Origin of the sequence: Microbacterium salitolerans, assembly GCF_019720895.1 — a bacterium.
GTDB lineage: Bacteria > Actinomycetota > Actinomycetes > Actinomycetales > Microbacteriaceae > Microbacterium.
In genome coordinates this window covers 403543-428169 of sequence record NZ_JAHKSH010000002.1, presented here as the reverse complement: position 1 = coordinate 428169, position 24627 = coordinate 403543, and the positions used below count along the sequence as shown (strand labels likewise).

Here is a 24627-nt window from a genome sequence, read left to right as displayed (position 1 = left end):
GCGACGACTCAGATCGTGAGGGCGCGCACCACGGCGTCAGCGAGCAGGCGACCGCGCCGAGTCAGGACGACGCGCCCCTTCACGGCGGAGGCGCCGTCGACGAGCCCCTCCGCGACGAGCCCGGCGACCGCCATGCGCGCCGCAGCGCTCGGAAGATCGGCGACGGCCATGCCCTCGCGGATCCGGGTCTCGAGCAGCACGCGCTCAAGCGCCCGCTGCTCCCCGTCGGGCGTCTCGCGCCCCGCCGCCGGAGACTCGCCGAGCGAGAGACGCTGCGCGTAGGCGGCGGGATGCTTGACATTCCACCAGCGGAGACCGGCGACGTGACTGTGCGCGCCCGGGCCGAACCCCCACCAGTCGAACCCGCGCCAGTACGAGAGGTTGTGGCGAGACCGCTGCGACGCGCGCGTCGCCCAGTTCGACACCTCGTACCACTCGTATCCGGCGCTGGCGAGAAGATCGTCGGCGAGCTCGTACATGTCGGCCTGCAGATCGTCGTCGGGAGCCGGGACCTCGCCGCGCGCGATCTGGCGCGCCAGCTTCGTGCCGTCCTCGATGATGAGCGCGTACGCCGACAGGTGATCAGGCTCGTGCGAGATCGCCGTCTCGAGCGAGGCGCGCCAGTCCTCGAGGCGCTCCCCCGGTGCCCCGTAGATGAGATCGAGGCTCACATCGAGGCCTGCGGCCTGGGCGGCACGCACCGCGGATCCCACGTTCTCGGGGGTGTGCGTGCGATCGAGCGCGCGGAGAACGTGGGGCTCGGACGACTGCATGCCGATCGACAGCCGCGTCACGCCGGCGCGTGCCAGATCGTCGACGACGGCCTCCGTCACCGTGTCCGGGTTCGCCTCGACCGTCACCTCGGCGTCCTCAGCGACGCCGAATGCCTCGCGCACCCCGTCGAGCATGCGCGCGAGGTCGCCCGCCGGCAGCAGCGTCGGCGTGCCGCCGCCGAAGAACACCGTCTGCGCTTCGCGCAGGGGCCCGGCGTCGGCCAGTACACCGCGGGCGAGCGCGACCTCCTGCAGCAGCGTGTCAGCGTACTGGTCCTGTCGCGCACCGCGCAGCTCAGTGGCCGTGTAGGTATTGAAGTCGCAGTATCCGCAGCGCACGCGACAGAACGGCACGTGTAGGTAGACCCCGAAGTCCGTGCGTGGATCCGGTCGATTCCGGCCGGGGAGACGTCCGTCTGGCGGCGCGGGGTCGCCGACGGGCAGAGGTCCCGCCATCAGACGAAGAGCGGAGAGATGGCGCGGAGGTACGCGTTGTTGAGCGCGCGTCGTCGGCGTCGCACGCGGCTGCGGAACGTGCGGTAGGACCATCCCACGGGGATGTCGAACGCGCGCACCTCGAACCACACCTCGTCGTCGTCACGCCACTCGACCGAGAACAGCACCTCGCCGCTCACGATCGTCGCGTCGACGGTGCCGAGCGCATACGCCACGCGGCGCTCCTCCTCGGCGACGAAGATGACCCGATAGTCGCCATCGGCCCTCTTCCCGCGTGCGCGGCCGTGAACGTGGGCTGTCGCACCGGCGCTCACGTACGCGATCCCGTCCTCCGTGTAGCGCTGGTCCTCCTCGCTGCGCGACGGCGCGACGGGATGCCCCTCGGCGTCGAAGCTCACGCCCGTGTACGACGGCCCGGACGACGGACGCACATCGGAGACCTCGAGGCCCGCGACCGTGAGCACTCTCCACGTCAGCAGATCGTCGGCCGCCTTGCGGAAGCGCTCTTCGCCGCTGCCGATCCGCCAGGAGTCCACGGCGGGGATGCTCCTGTCCGGCGGATACTGCAGCAGATCGGCTGCCTGAGACGCGCCGACCGCCGCATAGTCGACGGTCTGGTCGCGGAACGTCTCCCTGCGCATGCCGTTCACCTCACTCGCTCGTCCGTGCTCCCCACAGGGAGGCTACTTCTTGTCCTTGGATTCGACGTCGCCGGAGAGCGCGGCGATGAAGGCATTCTGAGGGACCTCGACGCGTCCGACCATCTTCATGCGCTTCTTTCCCTCCTTCTGCTTCTCGAGCAGCTTGCGCTTGCGGCTGATGTCGCCGCCGTAGCACTTGGCGAGCACGTCCTTGCGGATGGCGCGGATCGTCTCACGCGCGATGACGCGCGCGCCGATCGCCGCCTGGATCGGCACCTCGTACTGCTGCCGAGGGATCAGCTTGCGCAGTCTCTCCGCCATCGTCGTTCCGTACGAGTAGGCCTTGTCGCGGTGGACGATCGCGCTGAACGCATCGACCCGGTCGCCCTGCAGCAGAATGTCGACCTTCACGAGGTCGGCCTCCTGCTCCCCCGACGGCTCGTAGTCGAAGCTCGCGTAGCCCTGCGTGCGGCTCTTGAGCTGGTCGAAGAAGTCGAAGACGATCTCGCCGAGAGGCATGACGTACTTGAGCTCGACCCGCTCCTCCGAGAGGTAGTCCATTCCCAGCAGGGTTCCGCGGCGCGTCTGGCAGAGGTCCATGACCGTGCCGACGAAGTCCTTGGGCGTGAGGACGGAGGCCGTCACGACGGGCTCCGTGACGCCGCCGATCTTGCCCTCCGGATACTCGCTCGGATTCGTCACCGTGATTGTGTCGCCCGACTCGGTCGTCACACGGTAGATGACGCTGGGTGCCGTCGTGATGAGGTCGAGGTCGAACTCGCGCCGCAGGCGCTCCGTGATGATCTCGAGATGCAACAGGCCGAGGAACCCGCAGCGGAATCCGAAACCCAGCGCGACCGAGGTCTCGGGCTCGTACACGAGCGCCGCGTCCGACAGCTTGAGCTTGTCGAGGGCGTCGCGCAGGTCGGGATAGTCGCTCGCGTCGATCGGGTAGAGCCCGGAGAACACCATCGGCTTCGGCTCGACGTATCCCGGAAGCGCATCCGTCGCCGGCTTCTTCGCATCGGTCACCGTGTCGCCGACCTTCGACTGGCGCACGTCCTTGACGCCGGTGATCAGGTATCCGACCTCGCCGACGCCCAGCCCCTTCGAGGGCGCGGGCTCGGGGCTCGACACGCCGATCTCGAGGAGCTCGTGCGTCGCGCGCGTCGACATCATCTGAATCCGCTGGCGGGGCGTGAGGTGGCCGTCGATCATGCGCACGTAGGTGACGACGCCGCGATACGAGTCGTAGACGGAGTCGAAGATCATGGCGCGCGCCGCGGCGTCGGGATCGCCGACGGGTGCGGGGATCTCGTCGACGATGCGATCGAGCAGCTCCTCGACGCCCATGCCGGTCTTGCCCGATACCCGAAGGACGTCGTCCGGGGATCCGCCGATCAGGTCCGCGAGCTCCTTGGCGAAGCGCTCGGGATCGGCCGACGGCAGGTCGATCTTGTTGAGCACCGGGATGATCGTGAGGTCGTTCTCGAGAGCGAGATAGAGGTTCGCGAGCGTCTGGGCCTCGATGCCCTGCGCCGCGTCGACCAGGAGAATCGCTCCCTCGCACGCCGCGAGCGACCGTGAGACCTCGTATGAGAAGTCGACATGTCCCGGCGTGTCGATCATATTGAGCGCGAACGTCTCGCCCTCGCGCTGCCAGGGGATGCGCACCGCCTGGCTCTTGACCGTGATGCCGCGCTCGCGCTCGATATCCATGCGATCGAGGTACTGCGCCCGCATCTCGCGGTCGGCGACCACGCCGGTCAGCTGCAGCATGCGGTCGGCCAGCGTGGACTTGCCGTGGTCGATGTGGGCGATGATGCAGAAGTTGCGGAGGCGCTCGGGCGGCGTGGACGCGGGCGCGAGCGGCTGAGAGGCACGTGGCGACATATCCGGGCCAGTCTACGTGGAGACGCTGACCGCCGATGCGACGCCGCACACGCGAGGTTCCACGCGTTCGCACGCCCACCGACGGCGACCTCTTCTTCCGAGGCGCGCTCGCGCGCACGCGCCCGCGAGACCTTCCGACGGGGTGCGCATTCTGCTCAGTCCACTCACTCAGCGTCCAGGTACGGCGCGCACCATGGTCACGTGTGGCGACGTCGCCACACAGCACTGTGCACAACGCGTCGTCGCGTGAGCGAGCGAATCGTCTGCACTGACACAGATCGATAACGCTTTTCCTTCATCGGGGCGACCCGTGGCAGAAGCGTCCGACCCCGGGTTAGAGTCGCCGACAGTCTCTGATCTCCCGAGAAAGCCCTCCTGCACCTTGTTCCGATACCTCGCGCGCCGCTTCGTCTCGTGGCTGGCCATCATCGTGGTAGCGACCAATCTGATCTATCTTCTCGCGTGGAATTTCCTGGATCCGCGCAGCAACTACATCGGACGGCGCCCACCCCTCTCCGCAGAGCAGATCACCGAACTGCTCGAACCTCGCAACCTCAGCGACACCGTCCCGCTCATCGAGCGCTGGTGGACCTGGATCACGAGCATCGTGCTCCACTGGGACTGGGGTGTCGCGCCCAATGGGCAGGACGTCAACGCCCAGATGGCGTACCGCATGTGGATCTCGGCGGAGTTCGTGCTCGGCGCGACGATCATCTCGACGGTCGCCGGCATCGCGCTCGGCGTGTACACGGCGAACCGCCAGTACAAGCTCGCGGACCGCGTCGGACAGTTCACGTCGATCATCACGATGAACATCCCGCCGATCGTCGCGGCGCTCGGACTCGTGATCATCGCGGTCTCGATCAATGAGGCGTTCGGCGTGCGGGTCCTCCCGGTCACCGGCCCGTCCGGCGTAGGGATCGATACCTGGTGGGAGTCCGTTCTCGACACACTCCGGCGACTCATCGTGCCGACCATCGCCATGGCGCTCGTCGGCTATGCGTCCACGCACTTTCTGCAGCGGTCGCTGCTGCTCGACAACATCAAGGCCGACTACGTGCGCACGGCGCGCGCCAAGGGCCTCACGAAGCAGCAGGCGATCCGCCGCCACGCGCTGCGCACGTCGCTCATCCCCGTCGCGACGCAGATCGCGTTCATGATCCCCAACGTCTTCCTCGGCGCCGTCCTGTCCGAGGTGATCTTCGCCTGGCACGGGCTCGGCGAGTACTTCCAGCAGACGCTCGCAAACAACGACATCCACGGCACGGTCGCGATCGCCGCCTTCGGCGCGTTCCTCACGGCCGTCGGCGCCATCCTCGCCGACATCGCGATCGTCGCCCTCGATCCCCGAGTGCGGGTGAACTGACATGACTGACTCCCGGAACGACCTGAAGAATCCGCTCGAGCACCCCGACGCCGACGCGTCGCGCATGGACGGCATCGCCCGTTCCAAGCCGATGTCGAAGTGGGCGCTCTACACGAAGCGCTTCTTCCGCAACATCCCCGCTGGCATCGGTCTCGGCATCTTCGTGCTGCTGGCCCTGTTCGCGATCATCGGCCCCCTGTTCCAGAAGTACGACCACGTCGAGCTCGACTTCCTCGCGCTGACGGAGGGGCCCAGCTCCGAGCACTGGTTCGGTACGACCGCCGCGGGGAACGACGTCTTCGCGATGACGATCGAGGGCCTGCGGCGCTCACTCATGATCGCGCTCATCGTGGCCGTTGGCACGACTGTGATCTCGGCGATCCTCGGCGCCTCGGCCGCCTACTTCGGGGGGCGCTGGGAGCGGCTCATCCTCACGCTCATCCACTTCATGATGGCCATCCCCGGCTTCCTCATCGTCGCCCTCGTCACGAACGGATCCAGCGGCAACTGGTTCGTGCTGGCCCTGATGCTCATCCTGATCGGCTGGATGATTCTGGCCCGCACCGTGTGGACCCTGTCGGTCTCGATCCGAGAGCGCGAGTTCATCCAGGCGGCGCGCTACATGGGCGTCGGCGGTTTCCGCATCGTCATGCGGCACATGCTCCCGAACATGGCGTCGCTCCTCGTCATCAACTTCGCCCTCGGCGTCGTCGCGGCCGTGCAGTCCGAGACGAGCCTGTCGTTCCTGGGCTTCGGTGTGAAGGCGCCCGACGTGTCGCTCGGAACGCTCATCGCCAGCGGATCCTCGATGGTGACGTCTGCGCCGTGGATCTTCGCGTACCCCGCGCTCATGCTCACCCTGCTCACCGTCTCGATGGCATTCGTCGCCGACGGCCTGCGCGACGCCCTCGATCCGAACTCGGCGGCAGGAGGCCGCGCATGACAGAACCCATCCTCTCCATCCGAGACCTCACGGTCACCTTCGCCAGCGAGGCGGGTCGCGTCGACGCGGTCCGCGGCGTGAACTTCGACCTGGAGCCGGGCAAGACCCTCGGCATCGTGGGCGAGTCGGGCTCCGGCAAGTCGGTCACCTCGCTCGCTATCATGGGCCTGCTCGACGAGAACGCGAAGGTCGGCGGATCCATCACGTTCGACGGCCAGGAGCTCCTCGGCAGGAGCGATAAGCAGATGTCGCAGATCCGCGGCAACGGGCTGTCGATGATCTTCCAGGACCCGCTCACCTCGCTCACGCCGGTGTTCACGATCGGCGACCAGCTCGTCGAGGCCATCACGGCGCACGACCGGGTCTCGAAGCAGGTCGCGTGGAAACGCGGCATCGAGCTGCTGCAGATCGTCGGGATCCCGAACCCCGAGGCGCGCATGCGGGCCTTCCCGCACGAGTTCTCGGGCGGCATGCGGCAGCGCGTCGTCATCGCGATCGCGATCGCGAACCGCCCGAAGCTGATCATCGCCGACGAGCCCACGACCGCGCTCGACGTGACGATCCAGGCGCAGATCCTCGACGTGATCCGCACGGGCCAGGAGGAGACGGGCGCCGCCGTCATCATGATCACGCACGACATGGGCGTGGTCGCGAACATCGCCGACGACGTCATCGTGATGTACGCGGGCCGCCCCGTCGAGCACGCGCCCGTCGACCAGCTCTTCGCCGACACGCGCATGCCGTACTCGATCGGCCTCCTCGGTGCGATCCCGCGCATCGACAAGAAGGAGAAGCAGCCGCTGGTGCCCATCAAGGGGAACCCGCCGCTGCTCATCGACCTCCCCGACGCGTGTCCGTTCGCCGACCGGTGCCCCATCGCCACAGCGGCGTGCCGCGAGAGCGAGCCCGCACTCGCGAGCGTCGGCGGCAAGGCCGATCACCAGGCGGCCTGCATCCGGGCCGACGAGATCATCGCCGGCGAGCTCGACGGCTCCCCCGTGTTCCCGATCCCGGAGATCCCGGTCCCCGGCCTCGCGGCCATCCCGCGTGAGGAACGCGCTCCGGCGCTCGAGGTCGAGAACCTCACCAAGACGTTCCCACTCATGAAGGGCGCACTCGTCAAGCGCCGCGTCGGAGATGTGAACGCCGTCAAGAACGTGTCGTTCGACATCCGCGAGGGCGAAACGCTCGCGATCGTCGGCGAGTCGGGATCCGGCAAGACGACGACGCTGCTCGAGATCATGGACTTCGCGCGCCAGGAGAGCGGCGACATCCGGATCGACGGCACGAGCGTGAACGATATCCGGTCGGCCAGGCACGAGCGCGAGATGCGCCGGAACATCCAGATCGTGTTCCAGGATCCGATGGGCGCGCTGGATCCCCGGATGACGGTCTTCGACATCATCGCCGAGCCCCTCCAGACGATCGGCACGTCGAAGAAGCGCACGCACGAGCGCGTCGACGAGCTCATGAGTCTCGTCGGTCTCAACCCTGCGCACAGCGACCGCTTCCCGCAGGCGTTCTCGGGCGGTCAGCGGCAGCGCATCGGCATCGCACGTGCGCTGGCGACCGAGCCGAAGCTCATCGTGCTCGACGAACCCGTCTCAGCCCTCGACGTCTCGATCCAGGCCGGTGTCATCAACCTGCTCGACGAGCTCAAGGCGACGCTCGGCCTGTCATATCTCTTCGTCGCCCACGACCTGTCGGTCGTCCGGCACCTGGCCGATCGCGTCGCGGTCATGTACCTCGGACAGTTCGTCGAGCTCGGCGATGTCGACGAGGTCTTCGACAATCCGCAGCACCCCTACACCCAGGCGCTGCTGTCGGCCATTCCGATTCCGGATCCCCGCATCGAGCGATCGCGCGAGCGCATCGTTCTGACGGGAGATCTGCCCAGCCCGACTGAGAAGATCGCGGGCTGCCCATTCGTGAGTCGCTGCCCGCTGTATAAAGAACTAGACACAGCAAGCAGGGCTCGCTGCGAGGGTGAGGTTCCACAGCTCACGGGACGCGAGGGTGTGCACACCAACGCGTGCCACTTCCGATAACCCCACCCTTTTCCCTACCCAGAGCGCACCACGCGCGAAAGGAGCACCATGAAGAAGTCCACGAAGTGGATGGGAGCGGCCGCGATCGCGGCCGGATTCTCCCTCGTCCTCACCAGCTGCGCAGGCGGCGGCGGCAGCGAGGGCGAAGAGCCCCAGGAGGCCGAGACGGTCACCGGCGCCGACTACAACCCCCAGGACCGCGAGAACCTCGAGCAGGGCGGAACCTTCGTGTTCCCGCTCGACGAGATCACCCCACAGATGAACGCGATGCAGCAGGACGGATCCGTCGACACGCAGACGGTCTGGAGCTGGTACAACCCGCAGATCATTCTTTCGACCCCCGAAGGCGAGTCGTACCCGAACCCGACGTACATCTCCGAGCGCGAGGTCGACGTCGTCGACGGCAACACCGTCATGACGCTGACCTTCGTCGACGAGGCCGAGTTCAACGACGGCACGCCGATGGACTGGAAGACGATCGAAAACACCTGGATCGCGAACCGCGGCGACGACGGCTACAGCCCCAACAGCACGGAGGGTTACCGCAACATCGCCTCGGTGGAGATGGGCGAGTCGGAAAAGCAGGCGGTCATCACCTTCGACGGCACCTTCGCGTGGACGGACGCGCTGTTCTTCAACGTCGTGCACCCCGCCGTCGACTCCGGCGACAAGTTCAACGAGGCTTACCTCGAAGAGGCGCACCCCGAGTGGGGTGCCGGTCCGTACAAGGTCGACAACTTCGACAAGAACGGCGGCACCATCACGTTCGTCCCGAACGAGAACTGGTGGGGCGACGAGCCGATGCTCGACGAGGTCACGTTCCGTGTCATGGAGGACACGGCCGCGATGAACGCCTTCCGCAACGGCGAGATCGACATGGTGTCGACGAGCACCGCTGATCGCCTCGCTCAGGTGGAGGACCTGGACGGCGTCGCCACATACCGCGCCGCACGTCCCGCGACGAACCTGATGGAGCTGAACGCCGAGCGCCCGCAGTTCGAGGACCTCGAGACGCGCCAGGCGCTGCTGATGGCCGTCGACCGCGAGCAGCTCACCTCGGTGATGTGGGACGGCCTCAACTACACGGAGGAGCCCTCGGGCTCGTTCAACCTCTACCCGTTCCAGGACGGCTACGAGGATGCCCTCTCGAACGCCGGCTGGGAGTTCAACGTCGACGAGGCGAACGCCATGCTCGACGAGGCAGGCTGGGAGACGGGCGAAGACGGCATCCGTGAGCGCGATGGTCAGCGCTTCGAGGGCCGCATGCCGCTCTTCGGCGACGACCCGATCGTGGAGACCCGCGGTCGCGTCTTCCAGGAGCAGCTCAAGAAGGTCGGATTCGATCTCGAGCTCGACATGCGCGCATCGAGCGAGTTCTCGACGACGCTGACCGAGAAGGACTGGGACCTCGTGACTCTCGGCTTCTCCTCGAGCGACGCGTATGGCGTCATGTGGATGTGCCAGCTCTACTGTGAGGACAGCGGGCTGAACCTCTCGGCGACGATGGACGAGACCTTCGACGAGCGCATCCACGAGGTCGAGGCGCTTCCCACGCCCGAGGAGCAGATCCCGGCCGCGATGGAGCTCGAAGCCGAGCTGATGAGCGAGTCGTGGGGCATGCTTCCGCTCTATGGCGGGCCGGAGATCTGGACCGTCAAGGAGGGGCTCGCGAACCTCACCCCCGAGCCCTACACGGGTCTCGATCTCTTCGGCGTGCTGCCGGTCGAGAACGTCGGCTGGGTGGCCGAGTGATCCACGCTCTCTGAGTCTCCCTGAGTCTCTCTGAGAGATGATCCGCGGGGCCGGTGCCATCAGGCACCGGCCCCGCTTTCGTATGCTGGACGGATGGATCCCCAGGTCGTCCTCGTGCATGGGATCCGCACGTCGGCGACGATGTGGCGCGCGCAGATCGCCCATCTCCGGGGACGCGGCGTCGACGTCCACGCGATCGACCTGCCCGGACACGGCACGCGCATGTCGGAGCGCTGGTCCATCGACGAGGCCTTCGCCTCGCTCGACCGCACGGTGGTGCGGGCGGCGGAGCGCGGACCCGTCCTCCTGTTCGGACATTCCCTGGGCGGCCTGCTGTCGACGGCGTACGTCGGCCGCATGGGTACCGCTCCCCCGGTCTCGGCACTCATCGCCGGATCCTGCACCGCGTTCCCCCGCGGCGCCGGGCTCCGTGGTTACCGCCTGGCGCTGCGCGGCATGCAGCGCCTGCCGCAGCAGGGCATGTGGTTCGTCGATCGCGCCCTCGCCGCGCAGCTGCCGTCCGAGACGCGAGGCGACTTCGGCGCCGGCGGATACGCCTTCGCGTCCGAGGACGCGGCGCTCGCCAGTCTGGAGCAGCTCGACCTCGTGCGCGCACTCGTGCGCCTGCAGCGACTCGATCCCCCGATGTGGTTCTACACCGGCGAGTGGGATCAGCTCCGCCTCAACGAGCGCGTCTTCACGCGCCTCGTCCCGCGCGCCGAGCTCGTCGTCGTGCCCCGCTCCACGCACCTCGTGACGGCCATGCGCCCGCGTGCGACGAACGCCATGATCGACCTCGCGATCGCGACGATGACGGCGGCGGCGAATGCTTCAGGATCCACCTGGTAGCATTGGCCCTTGGCTTGCGTGTGGGTCCCACCCCACACTCCGTCGCGCGGCGGGCCCTCTCCCTCCGCCCGACAACATCCGACGCACACCTGAACGAAAGCCTGTATAGACGTGGCAAATATCAAGTCGCAGATCAAGCGCATCAAGACCAACGAGAAGGCGCGCGAGCGCAACCGCATCGTGAAGAGCGAGCTCAAGACGCTCGTCCGCGCGGCGCGCAAGGCGATCGCCTCCGGCGACAAGGCCGCGGCCGAGACCGCCGTCGCGAAGGCGTCGAAGAAGCTCGACAAGGCCGTCAGCAAGGGCGTGATCCACAAGAACCAGGCCGCGAACCGCAAGTCGGGCCTGGCATCGAAGGTCGCCTCGCTCTGATCTGAGCCTCGTCAGAAGGGCCCGCTCCTCACGGAGCGGGCCCTTCTGCATGCGGGAGCGCCGAGGCTAGGCAGCGACGCCGAACGGCGCGCGCGTCGCCACCACCGCCACCATGCGCTCGAGCGCGAACACGGGGTCTCGGGAGGCGCCTTTGACCTCGGCGTCGGCTCGGGCGACGGCCTGGATCGCAAGGCCGAGCGTGCGCTCCGACCATCCCGACTGCAGGTCTCGGCGCGCGCGGTCGACCTGCCAGTCGGTCATGCGCAGCTCCTTCGCGATCTGACGCGACGCGCCGCGGCGTCCGGCGACCTTCGCCATCGTGCGGAGCTTCATCGCGAACGCCGCGACGAGCGGCACGGGATCCGCACCGGAGTCGAGCGCGTGCCGGAGCGTGATCAGGGCGGATCCGTGGTTGCCGGCGATCGCAGCGTCGGCGACTTCGAAGGCGCTCGATTCGACGCGTCCGCCGTAGTAGCGGTCGACGATCTGCTCGGTGATGTCTCCGTCGGTGTCCTGCAGAAGCTGCTGGCATGCGGCCGCGAGCTCGGTGAGGTCGCCAGAGAATGCCTGGGTGAGGGCGCGGAGCGCCGACGGAGCGATGCGCCGCCCGGCGTGCTGGAACTCGCCGGCGGCGAAGCTCTCGCGGTCGCGGTCGTACTTGATGGCGGGACACGCGACCTCGGCTCCCCCGCCCGTGCCCGTGCGGATCGCGTCGAGCAGCTTCTTGCCGCGGACGCTCGACCCCGTGTGTCGGAGGATCACCGTCGCGCCCTCCTGCGGCGCCTCGATGTAGGCGAGCGCCTCCTGCAAGAAGGCGTCGGAGCACTTCTCGACGCCGCCGACGCGCACGAGGCGCGGCTCGCCGAACAGCGACGGCGACGTCACGCCGAGCAGCGTGCCCGCCGCGTAGTCGTCGGCGCGCAGATCCGTCACCTCGAGCGACGGATCCTCCGCCTTCAGCTGATCGCGGATCGACTGCGTCGCGCGCTCCGCGCAGATCTCCTCGGGGCCCGACACGAGCACGATCGGAGCCGCATGGGGGCGGCGCCACGGCAGCTGCGGAATCGCCGTCTGAGCCTTCGTGGATCCCTGTGAGCGTCGCGCGGCAGCCATGACTCCAGGCTACCGTTCGCGCCAGAGCGTGAGCCCGTCGTCCGCCCCCACGAGCACGAGCCCGTCGGCGTCAGTGCGGCCGACGGCGGCGCCCGTCTGCGCGAGCGTCGCAAGCAGGTCGGGGTGCGGGTGGCCGTAGTCGTTCTCACCCACGCCGATCAGCGCGATCTCCGGGTCGATCGCGAGATAGAGCGCGGGGAGCTGGTCGCGGCTGCCATGATGCGAGACCTTGACCACGTCGACGTCTCCGAGGTCGCTCCGGGCGACGAGAAGGCGCTGCGCCGACTCGGACAGGTCGCCGAGCAGGAGCGTGCGCGGGATGCCGCCGCCGGCGATCTCGACGACGAGGCTCGTGTCGTTCCCCGGCGGGAAGGCCCGCGTCTTGGGCGCGGGCCAGATGATGCGCCACGATGCGGATCCGAGCGTGCCGTGCATGCCGCTGTGCCCTTCTCGGACCGTCTCCGCGCCGATGCCGAGAACAGATGCGAGCTCTCCCTCCGTCTCGGCGGGACCGTGCAGGATCGTCCGCGCTCGTCCGGCGAGGGCGGAGAGACCTCCCGCGTGATCCGCATCGAAGTGCGTGAGAATGGCGAGATCGATCTCGTCGACGCCGAGGCGCGTGAGGCACGTGTCGAGCGCGTCAGGGTCCGGGCCCGTGTCGACCAGCGCGGTACTCCCCTCGGACCGGACGAGGATCGCGTCGCCCTGCCCGACGTCGCAGACGGCGATCTGCCAGTCGCGCGGTGCCGTGAGCGGGCCGACGGCCGTGCGCAGCGCGACGGTTCCGACTCCCATGCCCATGACGACCGCGAGGGCCGCGACTGAGAGGCGCCGGACGAGCGTCGGGACTCTGCGCGCAGGAAGAGGCACGATCGCCGCCGCCGCCGAGGCGCCGAGCGCCGTCAGGGCGAGGAAACCGGCCCAGCCCTCCTGCCACTCCATGCTCGCGGCAGGGAACGCCGCGAACGTCGTGGCGGTCTGGGCGACCCAGGCGGAGGGCAGCCAGGCGAGCGCCGCGGCACCGAGCGCGAGCGGCGGAATCGGCTGCGCGAGGCAGGCGAGGAGTCCGAGCACGGTCGCGGCCGGCGCCGCGGGACCCGCGATCATGTTCGCGAAGACCCCGTAGAGCGCGACCTCGGGTGCGAAGAGGACGATGATCGGCCCGCAGACCAGCTGCGCGGCGAGCGGCACCGCGATGCCGAGTGCGAGCGCACGAGGCATCCACCGGGCGAGTCCGCGCGCGAGCGGCGCCGCGAGCAGGAGCAGCGCGCCCGTCGCACCGGCGGAAAGGAGGAAGCCATACGACGCCGCGAGCCACGGATCCGTCGCCATGAGCACCGTGACCGCGAGGGACAGGACCGCGACGCCCGCCCCTGCACGCCCCAGGAGGAGTGCGAGCATTGCGATCGCGGCCATCGACGCGGCGCGGATCACGCTCGCCTCGGGCGTCACGAGCACGACGAAGCCCGCGAGAGCGACGACAGCGACGCCGATCCGCACGCCGCGCCTCGCACCGCAGAGGGCCGCGAGGCCGAACGCGATGCCCACGACGAGTGCGCAGTTGCTACCGGAGACCGCCGTCAGGTGGCTGAGCGACGACGCCGTCATGGCGGCGTCGAGCTCGTCGCCGACGCCGCTCGTCTCCCCGACCGACAGGCCGGGCAGGAGTCCGGCGCCGGGTTCGGGGAGCCCGCGCGCGACGTCCTCGACGAACCCGCGACGCAGAGCGCTCGACAGCGCGAGCACGTGGCCAGGGCCCTCCCGGACGCGCACATCGGTCGCACGGAGAAGCGCGACCGACGCCTCGCCCGCGCGGGCCGGGGCCACCCGCCCGTCGACCTCGACGGTCGCGCCGAGGTCGAGCCCCGCGCTCCGCTCACCCTCCGGCCACATCACCGTCACCGGCTCGCTCCCCCGTGCAGTCTTCACGACGCCCGAGAAGCGCAGCATCCCTGCCCCGGGTTCGACCTTGCTCGCGATCCGCACCTCCGCATCCGACACCGCGCGCCCCAGCGCCTCGACCACCGCCTCGCGTTCGGGCACCGCCGACGCCACGTGGCTCGCGGGGATCCCCGCGGAGGCGAGCACGACGACCGCCAGGGCGATGCGGGCAGATCTCACCCGGATCGCGATGGCGAGGACGATCGACGCGCAGGCCCACGCACCGACCGCGATCCCTCCCGCCGCACTCGGCAGGAGCACGCTCGCGAGCGCCGCCGCCCAGCTCGTCAGTGCGACGGGGAGGAGCCGCAGGTCGCGCCGTGTCACACCGTCGCCTGTTCGCGGAGACCCTCGAGCACCGACGGCCCGATGCCCGAGACCGCCAGCAGGTCGTCGACGGACCCGAATGGGCCCTCGTCGGTGCGCCAGTCGAGGATCCGCTGGGCGAGCGCGGGGCCGATGCCGGGGAGCGCTTCGAGCGCCACGGCGTCCGCCGTGTTGAGGTTCACGGTGCCGTCCACCGGGTCTGTGCCCGGGTCCGCGCCCGCGGGCGGCGGATCCTCGCCCTCCTTCGGCACGACGAGCTGCTCGCCGTCCGTCACCGGTCGCGCCAGATTGACTCCGCCGGAGAGCGCGTCCTCCGCGAATCCGCCCGCCGCGGCGACGGCGTCGACGACTCGCGCGTCTGCCGCGAGCACGTAGATCCCCGGCTCCTGCACCTGCCCGGAGACGTGCACGTAGACCTCACCGGCGACTGCGGGTTCGGCGGTCTCGGTCGCGAACACGGGATCCTCCCCCGTGACCTCGACGGGGGCGCTCGCGCCGCGCCAGATGCCGATCCCGATCGTCACGGCCAGGGCGACGAGCACGAGGAGGATGGCCGCCCCGATGCCCAGTCGGGAACGAGCCGGCGCCGCGCGAAAGCCATCGAGATCCGCCATGCGCACGACGCTAGGGAGATCCGGATCTCGGCGCACTCGCGCACGCCCCGAACCTCAGATAACTCGCGCCGACCGCGGATTGTGGACACGCTGCCTCGGCCTGACACGCCGAACGGGCGCCCAGCTCAGGGACGCCCGTTCATCGACGCGGAGGGCAACAGCGGCAGACGAGGCCGCGTGGGTCTCACTTCCGCCCGCGATTCACGCCGCGAACCGCTCCCACACCCGATGCCGTGACAGGACGCTGCGGATCTCCTGCAGCACGGTGCCGCCGTCCTCGCCGATCACGGCACCCTTCGACTGTCCCGGGATGCGCCCCAGGAGCGCCTCGCGGCCCGGACCCCAGGCGCCGACGGCCTTGGCGTGGCGCCAGCACTCGTCGATCAGGAGGCCCACCCGCGGCTCGATGCCGTCCGGCGCGGGGGCGCCCGCCTTCGCGTCGACCGCGGCGTCGGAGTCCGGTGCCGTCGCCGGCCGGCCCGCCAGCAGGAGCGCATCGACCTCGACGGATCGCGCGGTCGCGAAGGTGCGGTGCACGGGCACCCCGGCGACCTCTCCACCGCGAGGTGCGATCACCAGGGGCACCATGCCGGCCCCGACGATCTCCTCATGGAGGGACAGCAGGTCCTGATTGTCGCCATCCGGGTCCACGACGACGCCGATCACTCGGCCGTCGAGCGGCCACTCGCCGCCGTGCTGCGACAGCGCGGGGCTCTCGCGGTCGCCGTCGCTCACGGGTTCCGTCGGTTCGGGCACCGGGAGGCCGAGCGCTCCCGCGACCTCCCGGCACAGCACGTCGTCGATGTTCGCCAGGCACTGGAGCTGTCGCTGCCGCACGGCCGGCTCGTAGCACTTCCCGAGCTCGAACGCGTAGGCGGCGATGATGTGACGCTGCTCCGTCGCCGTCATGCTGCGCCAGAAGAGTCGTGCCTGACTGAAGTGATCGTCGAAGGTCGCCGACAGCGCCCGCTCCTTCACCCCCTCCGGGATCCGCACGGGCAGATCGGTGAAGGCGCGTTCCCCTGTTCTCGCCAGGAACGGACAGCCGCCGTCGAGCGAGTTCGGCTGGTAGGGCGCGACGCCGGCGTGGTCTCCCTGCTGGCCGTACCCATCGCGCAGCATGTCGTTGACAGGCGCGTGGGGGCGGTTGATCGGGAGCTGGCCGAAGTTCGGGCCGCCGAGGCGCGTGAGCTGGGTGTCGACGTAGCTGAACAGCCGCACCTGGAGAAGCGGATCGTCCGTCACGTCGATGCCGGGCGGAAGGTTCCCGGGATGGAACGCCACCTGCTCGGTCTCCGCGAAGTAGTTCTCCGGGTTGCGGTTCAGGGTGAGGCGCCCCACCGGCTGCACCGGGGCGAGCTCCTCCGGCACGAACTTCGTCGGATCCAGCAGGTCGATCCCCTCGAAGGTCTGCTCCGGCTCGTCCGGAAACACCTGGATTCCGAGCTCCCACTCGGGGTAGGCCCCCGATTCGATGGCGTTCGCGAGGTCGCGGCGGTGGAAATCGGGGTCCATGCCGCCGACCATCTGCGCCTCCTCCCACGTCAGGGAGTGCACGCCGAGCATCGGCTTCCAGTGGAACTTCACGAGCGATGTGCCGCCCTCGCCGTCGGACAGCCGGAACGTGTGGATCCCGAAGCCCTCCATCATGCGATAGGAACGCGGAATCCCGCGATCGGACATGTTCCAGAGGGTGTGATGCTGCGCCTCGGTGTGCAGCGAGACGAAGTCCCAGAACGTGTCGTGCGCGCTCTGGGCCTGCGGGATCTCTCGGTCGGGATGCGGCTTCGCGGCGTGCACCACGTCGGGGAACTTCATGCCGTCCTGGATGAAGAAGACGGGCATGTTGTTGCCGACGAGGTCGAACGTGCCCTCACCGGTGTAGAACTTCGTGGCGAAGCCGCGCGTATCGCGGACCGTGTCTGCCGAGCCTCGGGATCCGAGAACCGTCGAGAAGCGCGTGAAGACCGGGGTCCGGCGATCCGGCGCGAGGAAGTCGGCGTGCGTGACGGATCCGGCCGTGCCGTAGCTCTCGAACACTCCATGGGCGGCGGCGCCGCGCGCGTGGACCACGCGCTCCGGGATGCGCTCGTGATCGAAGTGTGTGATCTTCTCCCGCAGGTGGTGGTCCTGCAGCAGCACGGGCCCCCTCCGGCCCGCTTTCAGCGAGTGATCGCTGTCTCGCAGGCGGGTGCCCTGAGAGGTCGTCAGGTAGGCGCCCTGCTGTCGGTTCGTGCCGTCCTCGGCCCCGGGAACGGCGCCCGTCGGCGTCCGCGGTTCTGCGCCTCTCTGGTCGGCCTTCGGGGGCAGCGGCTCGGTCGGCTGAGCCGGCTCCTCGAGCGATGGCGGCTGAGGTCCTGGTCGTCCCGGTGCGGGCGTCGGTGCATCTGTCTCGTGTGCCATGGTGCGTCTCCTGCTCCGTTCTGGTTCTGACGGGTGAGAGTGAGGCGATCTCACGGACTCGGCGTACCGCCGTTCACGTTGAGGGTCTCGCCGATGACATAGCTGGACTCGCTGGAGGTGAGGAAGACATACGCGGGGGCGAGTTCGGTGGGCTGCCCCGCGCGCCCGATCGGCGTGCTCTTCCCGAACTCGGGCAGCGCCTCCTTCGGCTGCCCATCGGAGACCTGCAGGGGCGTCCAGACGGGGCCAGGCGCCACGCCGTTCACGCGGATCCCCTTCGGCGCCAGCTGCTGCCCGAGGCCCTTCGTGAAGTTGTTGATCGCGGCCTTCGCCGAGGCGTAGTCGAGCAGATGCGCCGAGGGGTTGTAGGCCTGGATGGACGTCGAATTCACGATCGTCGATCCGGGCACGAGGTGGCGGAGCGCCGCCTTCGTGACGCGGAAGATCGCCCGGATGTTGACGTCGTAGGTCTGGGACCACTGCTCGTCGTCGAGGTCGTCGATGCTCTCGACGGCGATCTGGCGCCCCGCGTTGTTCACGAGGGCGTCGAGCCCGCCGAGCGCCGAGGCCGCCTCGTCGACGACGCGTTCGCAGAAGTCGCCGTCGGCGAGATCCCCGGGCAGCCGCACGGCCGTGCGCCCAGCGTCCTCGATGAGCTGGCAGATGCGCTGTGCGTCCTCTTCCTCATCGGGGAGGTAGGAAAGTGCGACATCCGCGCCCTCGCGGGCGAAAGCGATAGCGACGGCCGCACCGATCCCGGAGTCAGCCCCCGTGATGAGGGCCCTGCGGCCAGAGAGCCGGCCGGTGCCGCGATACGAATCCTCGCCCCGGTCGGTCTGCGGGATGAGCTCCGCGTCGAGACCCGGCTCGGACTGATCCTGCTTGGGCGGGGTGATGTCGGGGAACCGCGTGACGGGGTTCGTGAAGGTCAGCTGATCGTGGGTCATGATCTGTGCCTCTCCTGTTCGACAGCGCGTGACGTGTCCGAGGATGACGGCCACGCCGTTACCGATTCGTGACGATGCCGACCGTAGCGCGCCTCGGGAACGGAGGAAAGCCCCCCTCTCGCGTGCCGGATGCGGACCCGGCGCCGCTCCCTCAGCCCTCGTGCGGTCGCAGGAAGCGCGGAAGCTCGCGAACCGGCGCGATGACGACGTCGTGGATCTTCCAATCGATGGCCCGCAGGTTCGTCTTCAGGGCAGCGCAGCGCTCCGCGCGCGCCTGCTCGCCGTCGATCGCGATCACGAACACCTCGACGTGGAAGACGTGCCCTTCGTCGCGCACGCGAGCGCGCGCGTCGGCGACCCACGAAACGGCACGGGCCGCATCTTCGATCTCGTCGAGGAGAGGGTGAGGCTCCTTCTCATCGAAGGTGCGGGCTCGGGCGTCGGTCAGCCCCTTGATCGCGGCGCGCATGTTCTTTCCCCCGTCGCGGAGGATCGAGAACGACACGAGGATCGCGGCGGCGGAATCCGCCCACCAGATCCCGATCCCGATCCCGACGATGCCGACGATCGTCGCGACCGCGGTGGTCCAGTCCGCCTTGTTCATCTCGGCGTCGGCGAACAGGACCTTGTCGTGCAGCGGGCGGGCGAGCTTCAGCTTCATCCGTCCCAGGATCACGGGGGCGATGCTCGTCACCGCCATGACGGCGATCATCAGCCACCCCGACCAGATCCCGTATCCGAAGAGCACCGTCAGACCGACGGCAGGGCGCTCGACGGCGATGAGCGTCGAGGCGGAGTCGACGATCAGGAAGGCTCCCATGGCCAGCAGCGCCGAGGCCGCGATCAGGTGAGCGACGCCGATGGACCGGTGATGGCCGTACGGGAACTCCGGGTCAGGGCTGCGTCCGATGCGGCGAGTGGCCACCAGAAACGCGATCGGCGGCAGCAGAGACATCAGGTCTTCCAGCCACGCGGTCTTCATCGCCTGGGACTGGCCGGCGACCGTCGCGACCAGGACGATCGTCACCGACAGGCACCCGAGCGTGATCCACTCCAGCCGGATCGCCCGGGCGAGTAGCCTCCGCTGCTCGTCGGGCAGGGCGTCGCGACCGGACGAGGCGTCCGCCTCAGCTGCCGGCTCTCCGTTCCCGGTCATATCTCTCCCGCCCGATCCGCGAGGAACCGCTCGAGCGAGAGCTGGAGGGCGTTCTCGCCAGGGCGCACGCCGATCACCATCTTCCGCGTCGTGCCGTATTCGTCCGTCGTCGTCTCGTACGGCCTCGTCGGCGCGATCTCCGACGACCATGGGTTCGTGTCGGTCAGCCCGGCGACGATCAGATCCAGGTCGTCGTTCCTCATCTTCTCGGCGAGGACGCTCTCCGCCCCCGGCACCCACTCGATCGTGGTGTCGATGGCGTCGGCGTAGGCGGTCACGAGCTCGGCTTCCGTGCCGGTCACCGCCGCGTCCGGCCCGACCCGCGTCCACGGAGGATTCTCGGAGATCCCGACGCGGATCGTGCCGTCGGTCGCGCGATCGAGCGTGCCCTGCGCGTCGGCGGGAAATCCGCCAGAGCACCCGGTGAGGCCGGTCACCGTCGCGCACAGAAGCGCGGCAGTCGCGTGCGTCCGATGTCTGACCATGATGTCCTCCCTGCTGCGGCATCGCCGAGCATAGAGGGATGTGGCGACACAGGCCACACACGAAGAGGGCGCCCTGCAGGGCGCCCTCTTCGTCAGCTGAGACGACAGATCACTTCACGACGAGGCTCACGATCTTCGGCGCCCGCACGATCGCCTTCACGATCTGCTTGTCGCCGACCGAGCGGATCACCTTCTCGTCCTCCCGCGCCATCTTCTCGAGCGATGCGGAGTCGATCTTCGCGGGGACCTGCAGCTGCGCGCGGACCTTGCCGTTGACCTGCACGACCGCCGTGACTTCTTCCTCGACGAGGAGGGTCGGATCGGCGGGGCGCCACGTGACCTGGCTGATGGACGGCGTGTAGCCGAGCGTCTCCCACATCTCCTCCGCGGTGTGCGGAGCGAAGAGGTCGAGGATCATGGCGGTGACCTCGACGGCCTCGCGCACAGCAGGATCCGCCGCGCCGGGACCCTGGTCGATCGTCTTGCGAATGGCGTTCACGAGCTCCATGAGGCGCGCGACGACGACATTGAACTTCGTCTGCTCGACGAGGCCCGGCGCGTCGGCCAGCAGGCGGTGCGTCACGCGGCGCAGCGCCTGGTCGCCGTCGGCCCACTTGACACCGGTCTCGCTCGTGACGTCGCCCGCGGCCCGCAGCGCGCGAGCGAGGAACTTCGTCGCACCGGCGGTCTGGACGTCCTTCCAGTCCTTGTCGTCCTCGACGGGTCCGGCGAAGGCGAGAGCGACGCGCAGGGCGTCGGCGCCGTGCGCGTTCAGCTCGTCGCTGAACAGCACGAGGTTGCCCTTCGACTTCGACATCTTGGCGCCGTCGAGGATGACCATGCCCTGGTTGATCAGGCTCGAGAACGGCTCGGTGAAGTCGACGAGGCCGCCGTCGAACAGCACCTTCGTGATGAAGCGCGCGTACAGCAGATGCAGGATCGCGTGCTCGACCCCGCCCACGTAGGTGTCGACGGGGGCCCAGCGCAGCGCGTTCTTCGGATCGAACGCCTGGGTCGGATCCTGCGACGACAGGAAGCGCAGGAAGTACCACGAGCTGTCGACGAACGTGTCCATCGTGTCGGGGTCGCGCAGCGCGGCCTCGCCCGTCACCGGATCCGTCGTCGTCACCCAGTCGGTCGCCGCGCCGAGCGGCGAGGAACCCTTCGGCTTGAGATCGAGATCCTTCGCCTGCGGCAGGGTGACGGGAAGCTGATCGGCGGGCACCTTCTCGATGCGGCCGTCATCCGTGTGCACCATCGGAATCGGCGTGCCCCAGAAGCGCTGGCGCGAGATCAGCCAGTCGCGCAGACGGTACTGCTTCGCGGCGCGACCCGTGCCCCTCTTCGTGAGGATCTCGATGGCGCGCGAGATCGCGTTGCGCTGGGAGAGCCCGTTGAGGTCGCCCGAGTTCATGAGACGACCCTCGCCGGTGAGCGCCTCGCCGGTGTCGACGGGGCTCGGCAGCGGCTCGGGGTCGATGAGGTTGCCATCGTCGTCGGTTTCGATGACCGGAAGGGCGCCGGTGATCGGAGCCGTCGTGTCGACGACGACGCGGACGGGAAGATCGAACTTCCGCGCGAAGTCGAGGTCTCGCTGGTCGTGGGCCGGGACCGCCATGACCGCCCCGTGGCCGTAGTCGGCGAGAACGTAGTCGGCGGTCCAGATCGGGAGGCGCTCTCCGTTGATCGGGTTGATCGCGAAGCGCTCGAGCGAGACGCCCGTCTTCTCTCGATCCGCCTGCTGCCGCTCGATGTCGGTCTGCTTCTGCGTCGCGGAGAGGTACGCCTGGAAGCGCTCGCGCACCTCGGGCGACGCGCCCTCGACGAGCTCGGCCGCGAGGTCGCTGTCGGGAGCGACGACCATGAACGTCGCTCCGTAGAGCGTGTCGGGTCGCGTCGAGAACACCGTGATCCGCTCGTCGCGACCCTCGATCTCGAAGTCGATGTCGGCGCCCACCGAGCGGCCGATCCAGTTGCGCTGCATCTGCAGCACCTTGCTCGGCCACGCGCCCTCGAGCTGGTTCAGGTCGTCGAGCAGGCGGTCGGCGTAGTCGGTGATCTTGAAGTACCACTGGGTCAGCTTCTTCTTCACGACCACGGCACCGCAGCGCTCGCACGCGCCGTCGACGACCTGCTCGTTCGCGAGCACCGTCTGGTCGTTGGGGCACCAGTTGACCGGGCTCTCCTTGCGGTAGGCGAGGTCGCGGTCGTGCAGCTGCTGGAACAGCCACTGGTTCCAGCGGTAGTACTCGGGGTCCGAGGTGTGGAGGACGCGCGACCAGTCGAACGAGATGCCGTACCGCTTCAGGCTCGCGCGCTGCTGTGCGATGTTGTCGTAGGTCCACTCACGGGGATCCTCGCCGCGCTGGATGGCGGCGTTCTCGGCGGGCAGGCCGAAGGAGTCCCACCCGACGGGATGCAGGACGTTGTACCCGCGGTGCCGCCAGAAGCGGGCGATGATGTCGCTGTAGAGGTAGTTCTCGGCGTGCCCCATGTGGAGATCGCCGGAGGGGTACGGGAACATCGGCAGCACGTACTTGCGCGGACGGTTGTCGGCGTCGCCTCCCGCGAGGAAGGTCTCATCCTGCTCCCAGTGCGCCTGCCACTTCGCCTGGATGGCGTGGACGTCGAACGCCTCGGCGGGCGCGCTGTTCTCGGGAGCTGGAGTCTGTGACACGTCGAATGGAGCCAATCGGTTCTGCGGGGATCGCGCGCTCGCGCGCGCGGATGTTCTCGGGAATGTCCAGGCTACCGCGCGGACGGGAGCGACCTCGACGTGCGGACGCACGCATAGGATGGCGCACGTGATCAACGAAGTCCTGACCGCGATTCTGGAGTTCGTGCAGGGCGTGGAGCCGTGGCTGCGGATCCTCATCGCGGCGATCGCGATCATGCTCGAGACGAGCGTGCTCATCGGTCTCATCGTTCCGGGCGACACCGTCGTGATCGTCAGCGCGATGGGCGTCACGTCGCTTGTCGAGGGCATCATCCTGGGCGCCTTCGTGGTCGTCGGCGCACTCGCGGGCGAGAGCATCGGCTACGCGATCGGCCGCTGGGCCGGCCCGCATCTGCAGCACTCGTGGCTCGGCCGCCGCATCGGCGAGCGCAACTGGGAACGCGCAGAGGTGTACCTCCGCAAGCGCGGCGGCATCGCGATCTTCCTGTCGCGCTTCCTGCCCGTGATGCACTCTCTCGTGCCCATGACCGTCGGCATGTCCCGCTACCCCTACCGGAAGTTCATCGCCTGGACGCTGCCCGCGTGCGTGCTGTGGACGAGCATCTACATCTCGATCGCCGCCGGCGCCGCCGAGACGTACCGGGAACTCGCCGACAGCGCTCACTGGGCCGGCTACGTGTTCTTCGGCATCATCGCGCTCGGCCTCCTCCTTCTCGTCGTCGGCAAGAAGGTTCTGCACTGGTATGAGCACCGTCACATGAAAGACTGACGGGCGATGTCCTCCCGCCCCGCGCGCGCCGAGCGCGATGCCTCCGCGAAGATCCACTGGGTCGCCCGAATCGAACGACGCTTCCACGGCTGGCGTGAGCGCATGGCCCGACGTTCGGGGCGCTCCCCGCAGATCGTCCCGTTCGCCGGATATGGAGGAGAGGGCTGGATCCGCGTCGTCGGCCGCGTCCTGATCCTCCCGCCCATCGCGAGCAGAGGAGCCGACGACGGCGTGCGCGGGTGGCGATCCTTCCTCGGGATCGCCGTCGCGTACTCGACCGTGACCGTGACGATCGGCGACGCGCACCACGACATCGTCGCCGACCGCGGCGGTGTGATCGACACGGTGCTGCCCGCGGATCTCGCGCCGGGCTGGCAGACGTTCCAGATGTCGGTCGAGGGCGGCGAACCCGTCGAGGCTCGCGTCTTCGTCGTCGACCCCGCGGTGCGCTTCGGCGTCATCTGCGACGTCGACGACACCGTCATGGTCACGGCGCTCCCCCGCCCGCTGCTCGCCGCATGGAACTCCTTCGTCGTCAACGAGCACGCGCGCCAGCCGGTCCCCGGCATGGCCGTCCTGCTCGAGCGCGTGGTGCGCTCGCACCCCGGCGCGCCGATGCTGTATCTCTCGACGGGCGCCTGGAACGTCGCTCCGACGCTCACCCGATTCCTCCACCGGAACCTCTTCCCCCGCGGATCCATGCTGCTCACCGACTGGGGGCCGACGCACGACCGCTGGTTCCGCAGCGGGCGCGACCACAAGGAGACGAACCTCCGGCGCCTCGCGGAGGAGTTCCCCCAGATCGAGTGGCTGCTCATCGGCGACGACGGCCAGCACGACGACGAGATCTACACACGCTTCACGGCCGAGTATCCGTCCTCCGTCGCGGGCGTCGCGATCCGTCGCCTGACGGCCACCGAGGCGGTGCTCGCCGGTGGGCGCACGTCCGTCGACGACCACTCGGCCGCCGGCGTCCCATGGGTGTCGTCACACGACGGCGCCGGCCTCGCCAAGCGCCTCGAGCGCGTGGGGCTGCTGGACTGAGGGTGCGGATCCGCACTCGGGACGCCGTTCCGCGTGCCGTGCGCGCTCCGGCGCCTCG

19 protein-coding genes are annotated in these 24627 nt (G+C 68.9%); 8 read left to right on the top strand and 11 right to left on the bottom strand.

Annotation, left to right across the window (positions count from 1 at the left end):
* Positions 1-8 precede the first annotated feature (8 nt).
* The 3 genes from hemW to lepA are packed head-to-tail and all read right to left on the bottom strand — an operon-like array spanning position 9 to position 3763.
* A complete protein-coding gene (gene hemW / locus KOL93_RS05230; protein ID WP_221584271.1) occupies positions 9-1229 on the bottom strand; it encodes a radical SAM family heme chaperone HemW in 1221 nt (406 codons plus the stop codon).
* Positions 1229-1870 carry a DUF1990 family protein gene (locus KOL93_RS05225; RefSeq protein WP_221584270.1) on the bottom strand — a complete coding sequence of 214 codons (642 nt, stop codon included), beginning with the start codon at positions 1868-1870 and terminating at the stop codon, positions 1229-1231. Before KOL93_RS05225 ends, hemW begins: the two co-directional genes overlap by 1 nt.
* Positions 1871-1912: 42 nt before the next feature.
* Entirely contained in the window at positions 1913-3763 is a 1851-nt protein-coding gene (lepA, locus tag KOL93_RS05220) for a translation elongation factor 4 (RefSeq protein ID WP_221584269.1), read from the bottom strand.
* A 382-nt stretch (positions 3764-4145) separates the two neighbouring features.
* On the opposite strand from lepA, the gene KOL93_RS05215 reads away from it, so the two are divergent.
* The 6 genes from KOL93_RS05215 (at position 4146) to rpsT (ending at position 11093) form a co-directional block, all read left to right on the top strand.
* Positions 4146-5129, top strand: a complete 984-nt coding sequence (locus KOL93_RS05215) for an ABC transporter permease (RefSeq protein WP_221584268.1) — start codon at positions 4146-4148, stop codon at positions 5127-5129.
* A 1-nt stretch (position 5130) separates the two neighbouring features.
* The gene (locus KOL93_RS05210) at positions 5131-6072 is read left to right on the top strand and encodes an ABC transporter permease (protein WP_260405936.1); all 942 of its coding nucleotides are present in this window, start codon (positions 5131-5133) and stop codon (positions 6070-6072) included.
* Positions 6069-8120 carry an ABC transporter ATP-binding protein gene (locus KOL93_RS05205; RefSeq protein WP_221584267.1) on the top strand — a complete coding sequence of 684 codons (2052 nt, stop codon included), beginning with the start codon at positions 6069-6071 and terminating at the stop codon, positions 8118-8120. The genes KOL93_RS05210 and KOL93_RS05205 overlap by 4 nt, the downstream gene beginning before the upstream one ends.
* Positions 8121-8168: 48 nt before the next feature.
* Positions 8169-9872, top strand: a complete 1704-nt coding sequence (locus KOL93_RS05200) for an ABC transporter family substrate-binding protein (protein WP_221584266.1) — start codon at positions 8169-8171, stop codon at positions 9870-9872.
* 93 nt (positions 9873-9965) lie between these two features.
* On the top strand, positions 9966-10721 hold the full coding sequence (locus KOL93_RS05195) for an alpha/beta fold hydrolase (RefSeq protein WP_221584265.1): 756 nt from the start codon (positions 9966-9968) through the stop codon (positions 10719-10721).
* A gap of 111 nt (positions 10722-10832) precedes the next feature.
* The gene (rpsT, locus tag KOL93_RS05190) at positions 10833-11093 is read left to right on the top strand and encodes a 30S ribosomal protein S20 (protein ID WP_221584264.1); all 261 of its coding nucleotides are present in this window, start codon (positions 10833-10835) and stop codon (positions 11091-11093) included.
* A 66-nt stretch (positions 11094-11159) separates the two neighbouring features.
* Here the strand turns inward: rpsT and holA are convergent, their stop codons facing one another.
* From holA to leuS, 8 genes are all read right to left on the bottom strand, one after another.
* Complete coding sequence (holA, locus tag KOL93_RS05185) at positions 11160-12206, bottom strand: DNA polymerase III subunit delta (RefSeq protein WP_221584263.1); 1047 nt, start codon at positions 12204-12206, stop codon at positions 11160-11162.
* A gap of 9 nt (positions 12207-12215) precedes the next feature.
* Positions 12216-14474: a ComEC/Rec2 family competence protein gene (locus KOL93_RS05180; RefSeq protein ID WP_221584262.1), complete on the bottom strand. Its 2259-nt coding sequence runs from the start codon at positions 14472-14474 to the stop codon at positions 12216-12218.
* On the bottom strand, positions 14471-15088 hold the full coding sequence (locus KOL93_RS05175) for a ComEA family DNA-binding protein (protein ID WP_221584261.1): 618 nt from the start codon (positions 15086-15088) through the stop codon (positions 14471-14473). Before KOL93_RS05175 ends, KOL93_RS05180 begins: the two co-directional genes overlap by 4 nt.
* 201 nt (positions 15089-15289) lie before the next feature.
* The gene (locus KOL93_RS05170) at positions 15290-17491 is read right to left on the bottom strand and encodes a catalase (protein ID WP_221584260.1); all 2202 of its coding nucleotides are present in this window, start codon (positions 17489-17491) and stop codon (positions 15290-15292) included.
* 50 nt (positions 17492-17541) lie between these two features.
* On the bottom strand, positions 17542-18438 hold the full coding sequence (locus tag KOL93_RS05165) for an SDR family oxidoreductase (RefSeq protein ID WP_221584259.1): 897 nt from the start codon (positions 18436-18438) through the stop codon (positions 17542-17544).
* Between the two features lie 151 nt (positions 18439-18589).
* Positions 18590-19594 carry a cation diffusion facilitator family transporter gene (locus KOL93_RS05160; protein WP_221584258.1) on the bottom strand — a complete coding sequence of 335 codons (1005 nt, stop codon included), beginning with the start codon at positions 19592-19594 and terminating at the stop codon, positions 18590-18592.
* Positions 19591-20079, bottom strand: a complete 489-nt coding sequence (locus KOL93_RS05155; protein WP_221584257.1) for a transporter substrate-binding domain-containing protein — start codon at positions 20077-20079, stop codon at positions 19591-19593. The genes KOL93_RS05160 and KOL93_RS05155 overlap by 4 nt, the downstream gene beginning before the upstream one ends.
* A 109-nt stretch (positions 20080-20188) precedes the next feature.
* Positions 20189-22756 carry a leucine--tRNA ligase gene (leuS, locus tag KOL93_RS05150; RefSeq protein ID WP_308291544.1) on the bottom strand — a complete coding sequence of 856 codons (2568 nt, stop codon included), beginning with the start codon at positions 22754-22756 and terminating at the stop codon, positions 20189-20191.
* A 130-nt stretch (positions 22757-22886) separates the two neighbouring features.
* Between leuS and KOL93_RS05145 the strand changes: the two genes are divergently transcribed.
* Both KOL93_RS05145 and KOL93_RS05140 read left to right on the top strand, forming a co-directional pair.
* The gene (locus tag KOL93_RS05145) at positions 22887-23525 is read left to right on the top strand and encodes a DedA family protein (RefSeq protein WP_221584526.1); all 639 of its coding nucleotides are present in this window, start codon (positions 22887-22889) and stop codon (positions 23523-23525) included.
* Positions 23526-23531: 6 nt separating this feature from the next.
* Positions 23532-24569, top strand: a complete 1038-nt coding sequence (locus tag KOL93_RS05140) for an App1 family protein (protein ID WP_221584255.1) — start codon at positions 23532-23534, stop codon at positions 24567-24569.
* Positions 24570-24627: the final 58 nt, after the last annotated feature.

Coding starts and splice junctions, on each gene's coding strand:
- hemW (WP_221584271.1), bottom strand. CDS start 1,229: ATGGCGGGACCTCTGCCCGTCGGCGACCCCGCGCCGCCAGACGGACGT.
- KOL93_RS05225 (WP_221584270.1), bottom strand. CDS start 1,870: ATGCGCAGGGAGACGTTCCGCGACCAGACCGTCGACTATGCGGCGGTC.
- lepA (WP_221584269.1), bottom strand. CDS start 3,763: ATGTCGCCACGTGCCTCTCAGCCGCTCGCGCCCGCGTCCACGCCGCCC.
- KOL93_RS05210 (WP_260405936.1), top strand. CDS start 5,131: ATGACTGACTCCCGGAACGACCTGAAGAATCCGCTCGAGCACCCCGAC.
- KOL93_RS05205 (WP_221584267.1), top strand. CDS start 6,069: ATGACAGAACCCATCCTCTCCATCCGAGACCTCACGGTCACCTTCGCC.
- KOL93_RS05200 (WP_221584266.1), top strand. CDS start 8,169: ATGAAGAAGTCCACGAAGTGGATGGGAGCGGCCGCGATCGCGGCCGGA.
- KOL93_RS05195 (WP_221584265.1), top strand. CDS start 9,966: ATGGATCCCCAGGTCGTCCTCGTGCATGGGATCCGCACGTCGGCGACG.
- holA (WP_221584263.1), bottom strand. CDS start 12,206: ATGGCTGCCGCGCGACGCTCACAGGGATCCACGAAGGCTCAGACGGCG.
- KOL93_RS05175 (WP_221584261.1), bottom strand. CDS start 15,088: ATGGCGGATCTCGATGGCTTTCGCGCGGCGCCGGCTCGTTCCCGACTG.
- KOL93_RS05170 (WP_221584260.1), bottom strand. CDS start 17,491: ATGGCACACGAGACAGATGCACCGACGCCCGCACCGGGACGACCAGGA.
- KOL93_RS05165 (WP_221584259.1), bottom strand. CDS start 18,438: ATGACCCACGATCAGCTGACCTTCACGAACCCCGTCACGCGGTTCCCC.
- KOL93_RS05160 (WP_221584258.1), bottom strand. CDS start 19,594: ATGACCGGGAACGGAGAGCCGGCAGCTGAGGCGGACGCCTCGTCCGGT.
- KOL93_RS05155 (WP_221584257.1), bottom strand. CDS start 20,079: ATGGTCAGACATCGGACGCACGCGACTGCCGCGCTTCTGTGCGCGACG.
- KOL93_RS05140 (WP_221584255.1), top strand. CDS start 23,532: ATGTCCTCCCGCCCCGCGCGCGCCGAGCGCGATGCCTCCGCGAAGATC.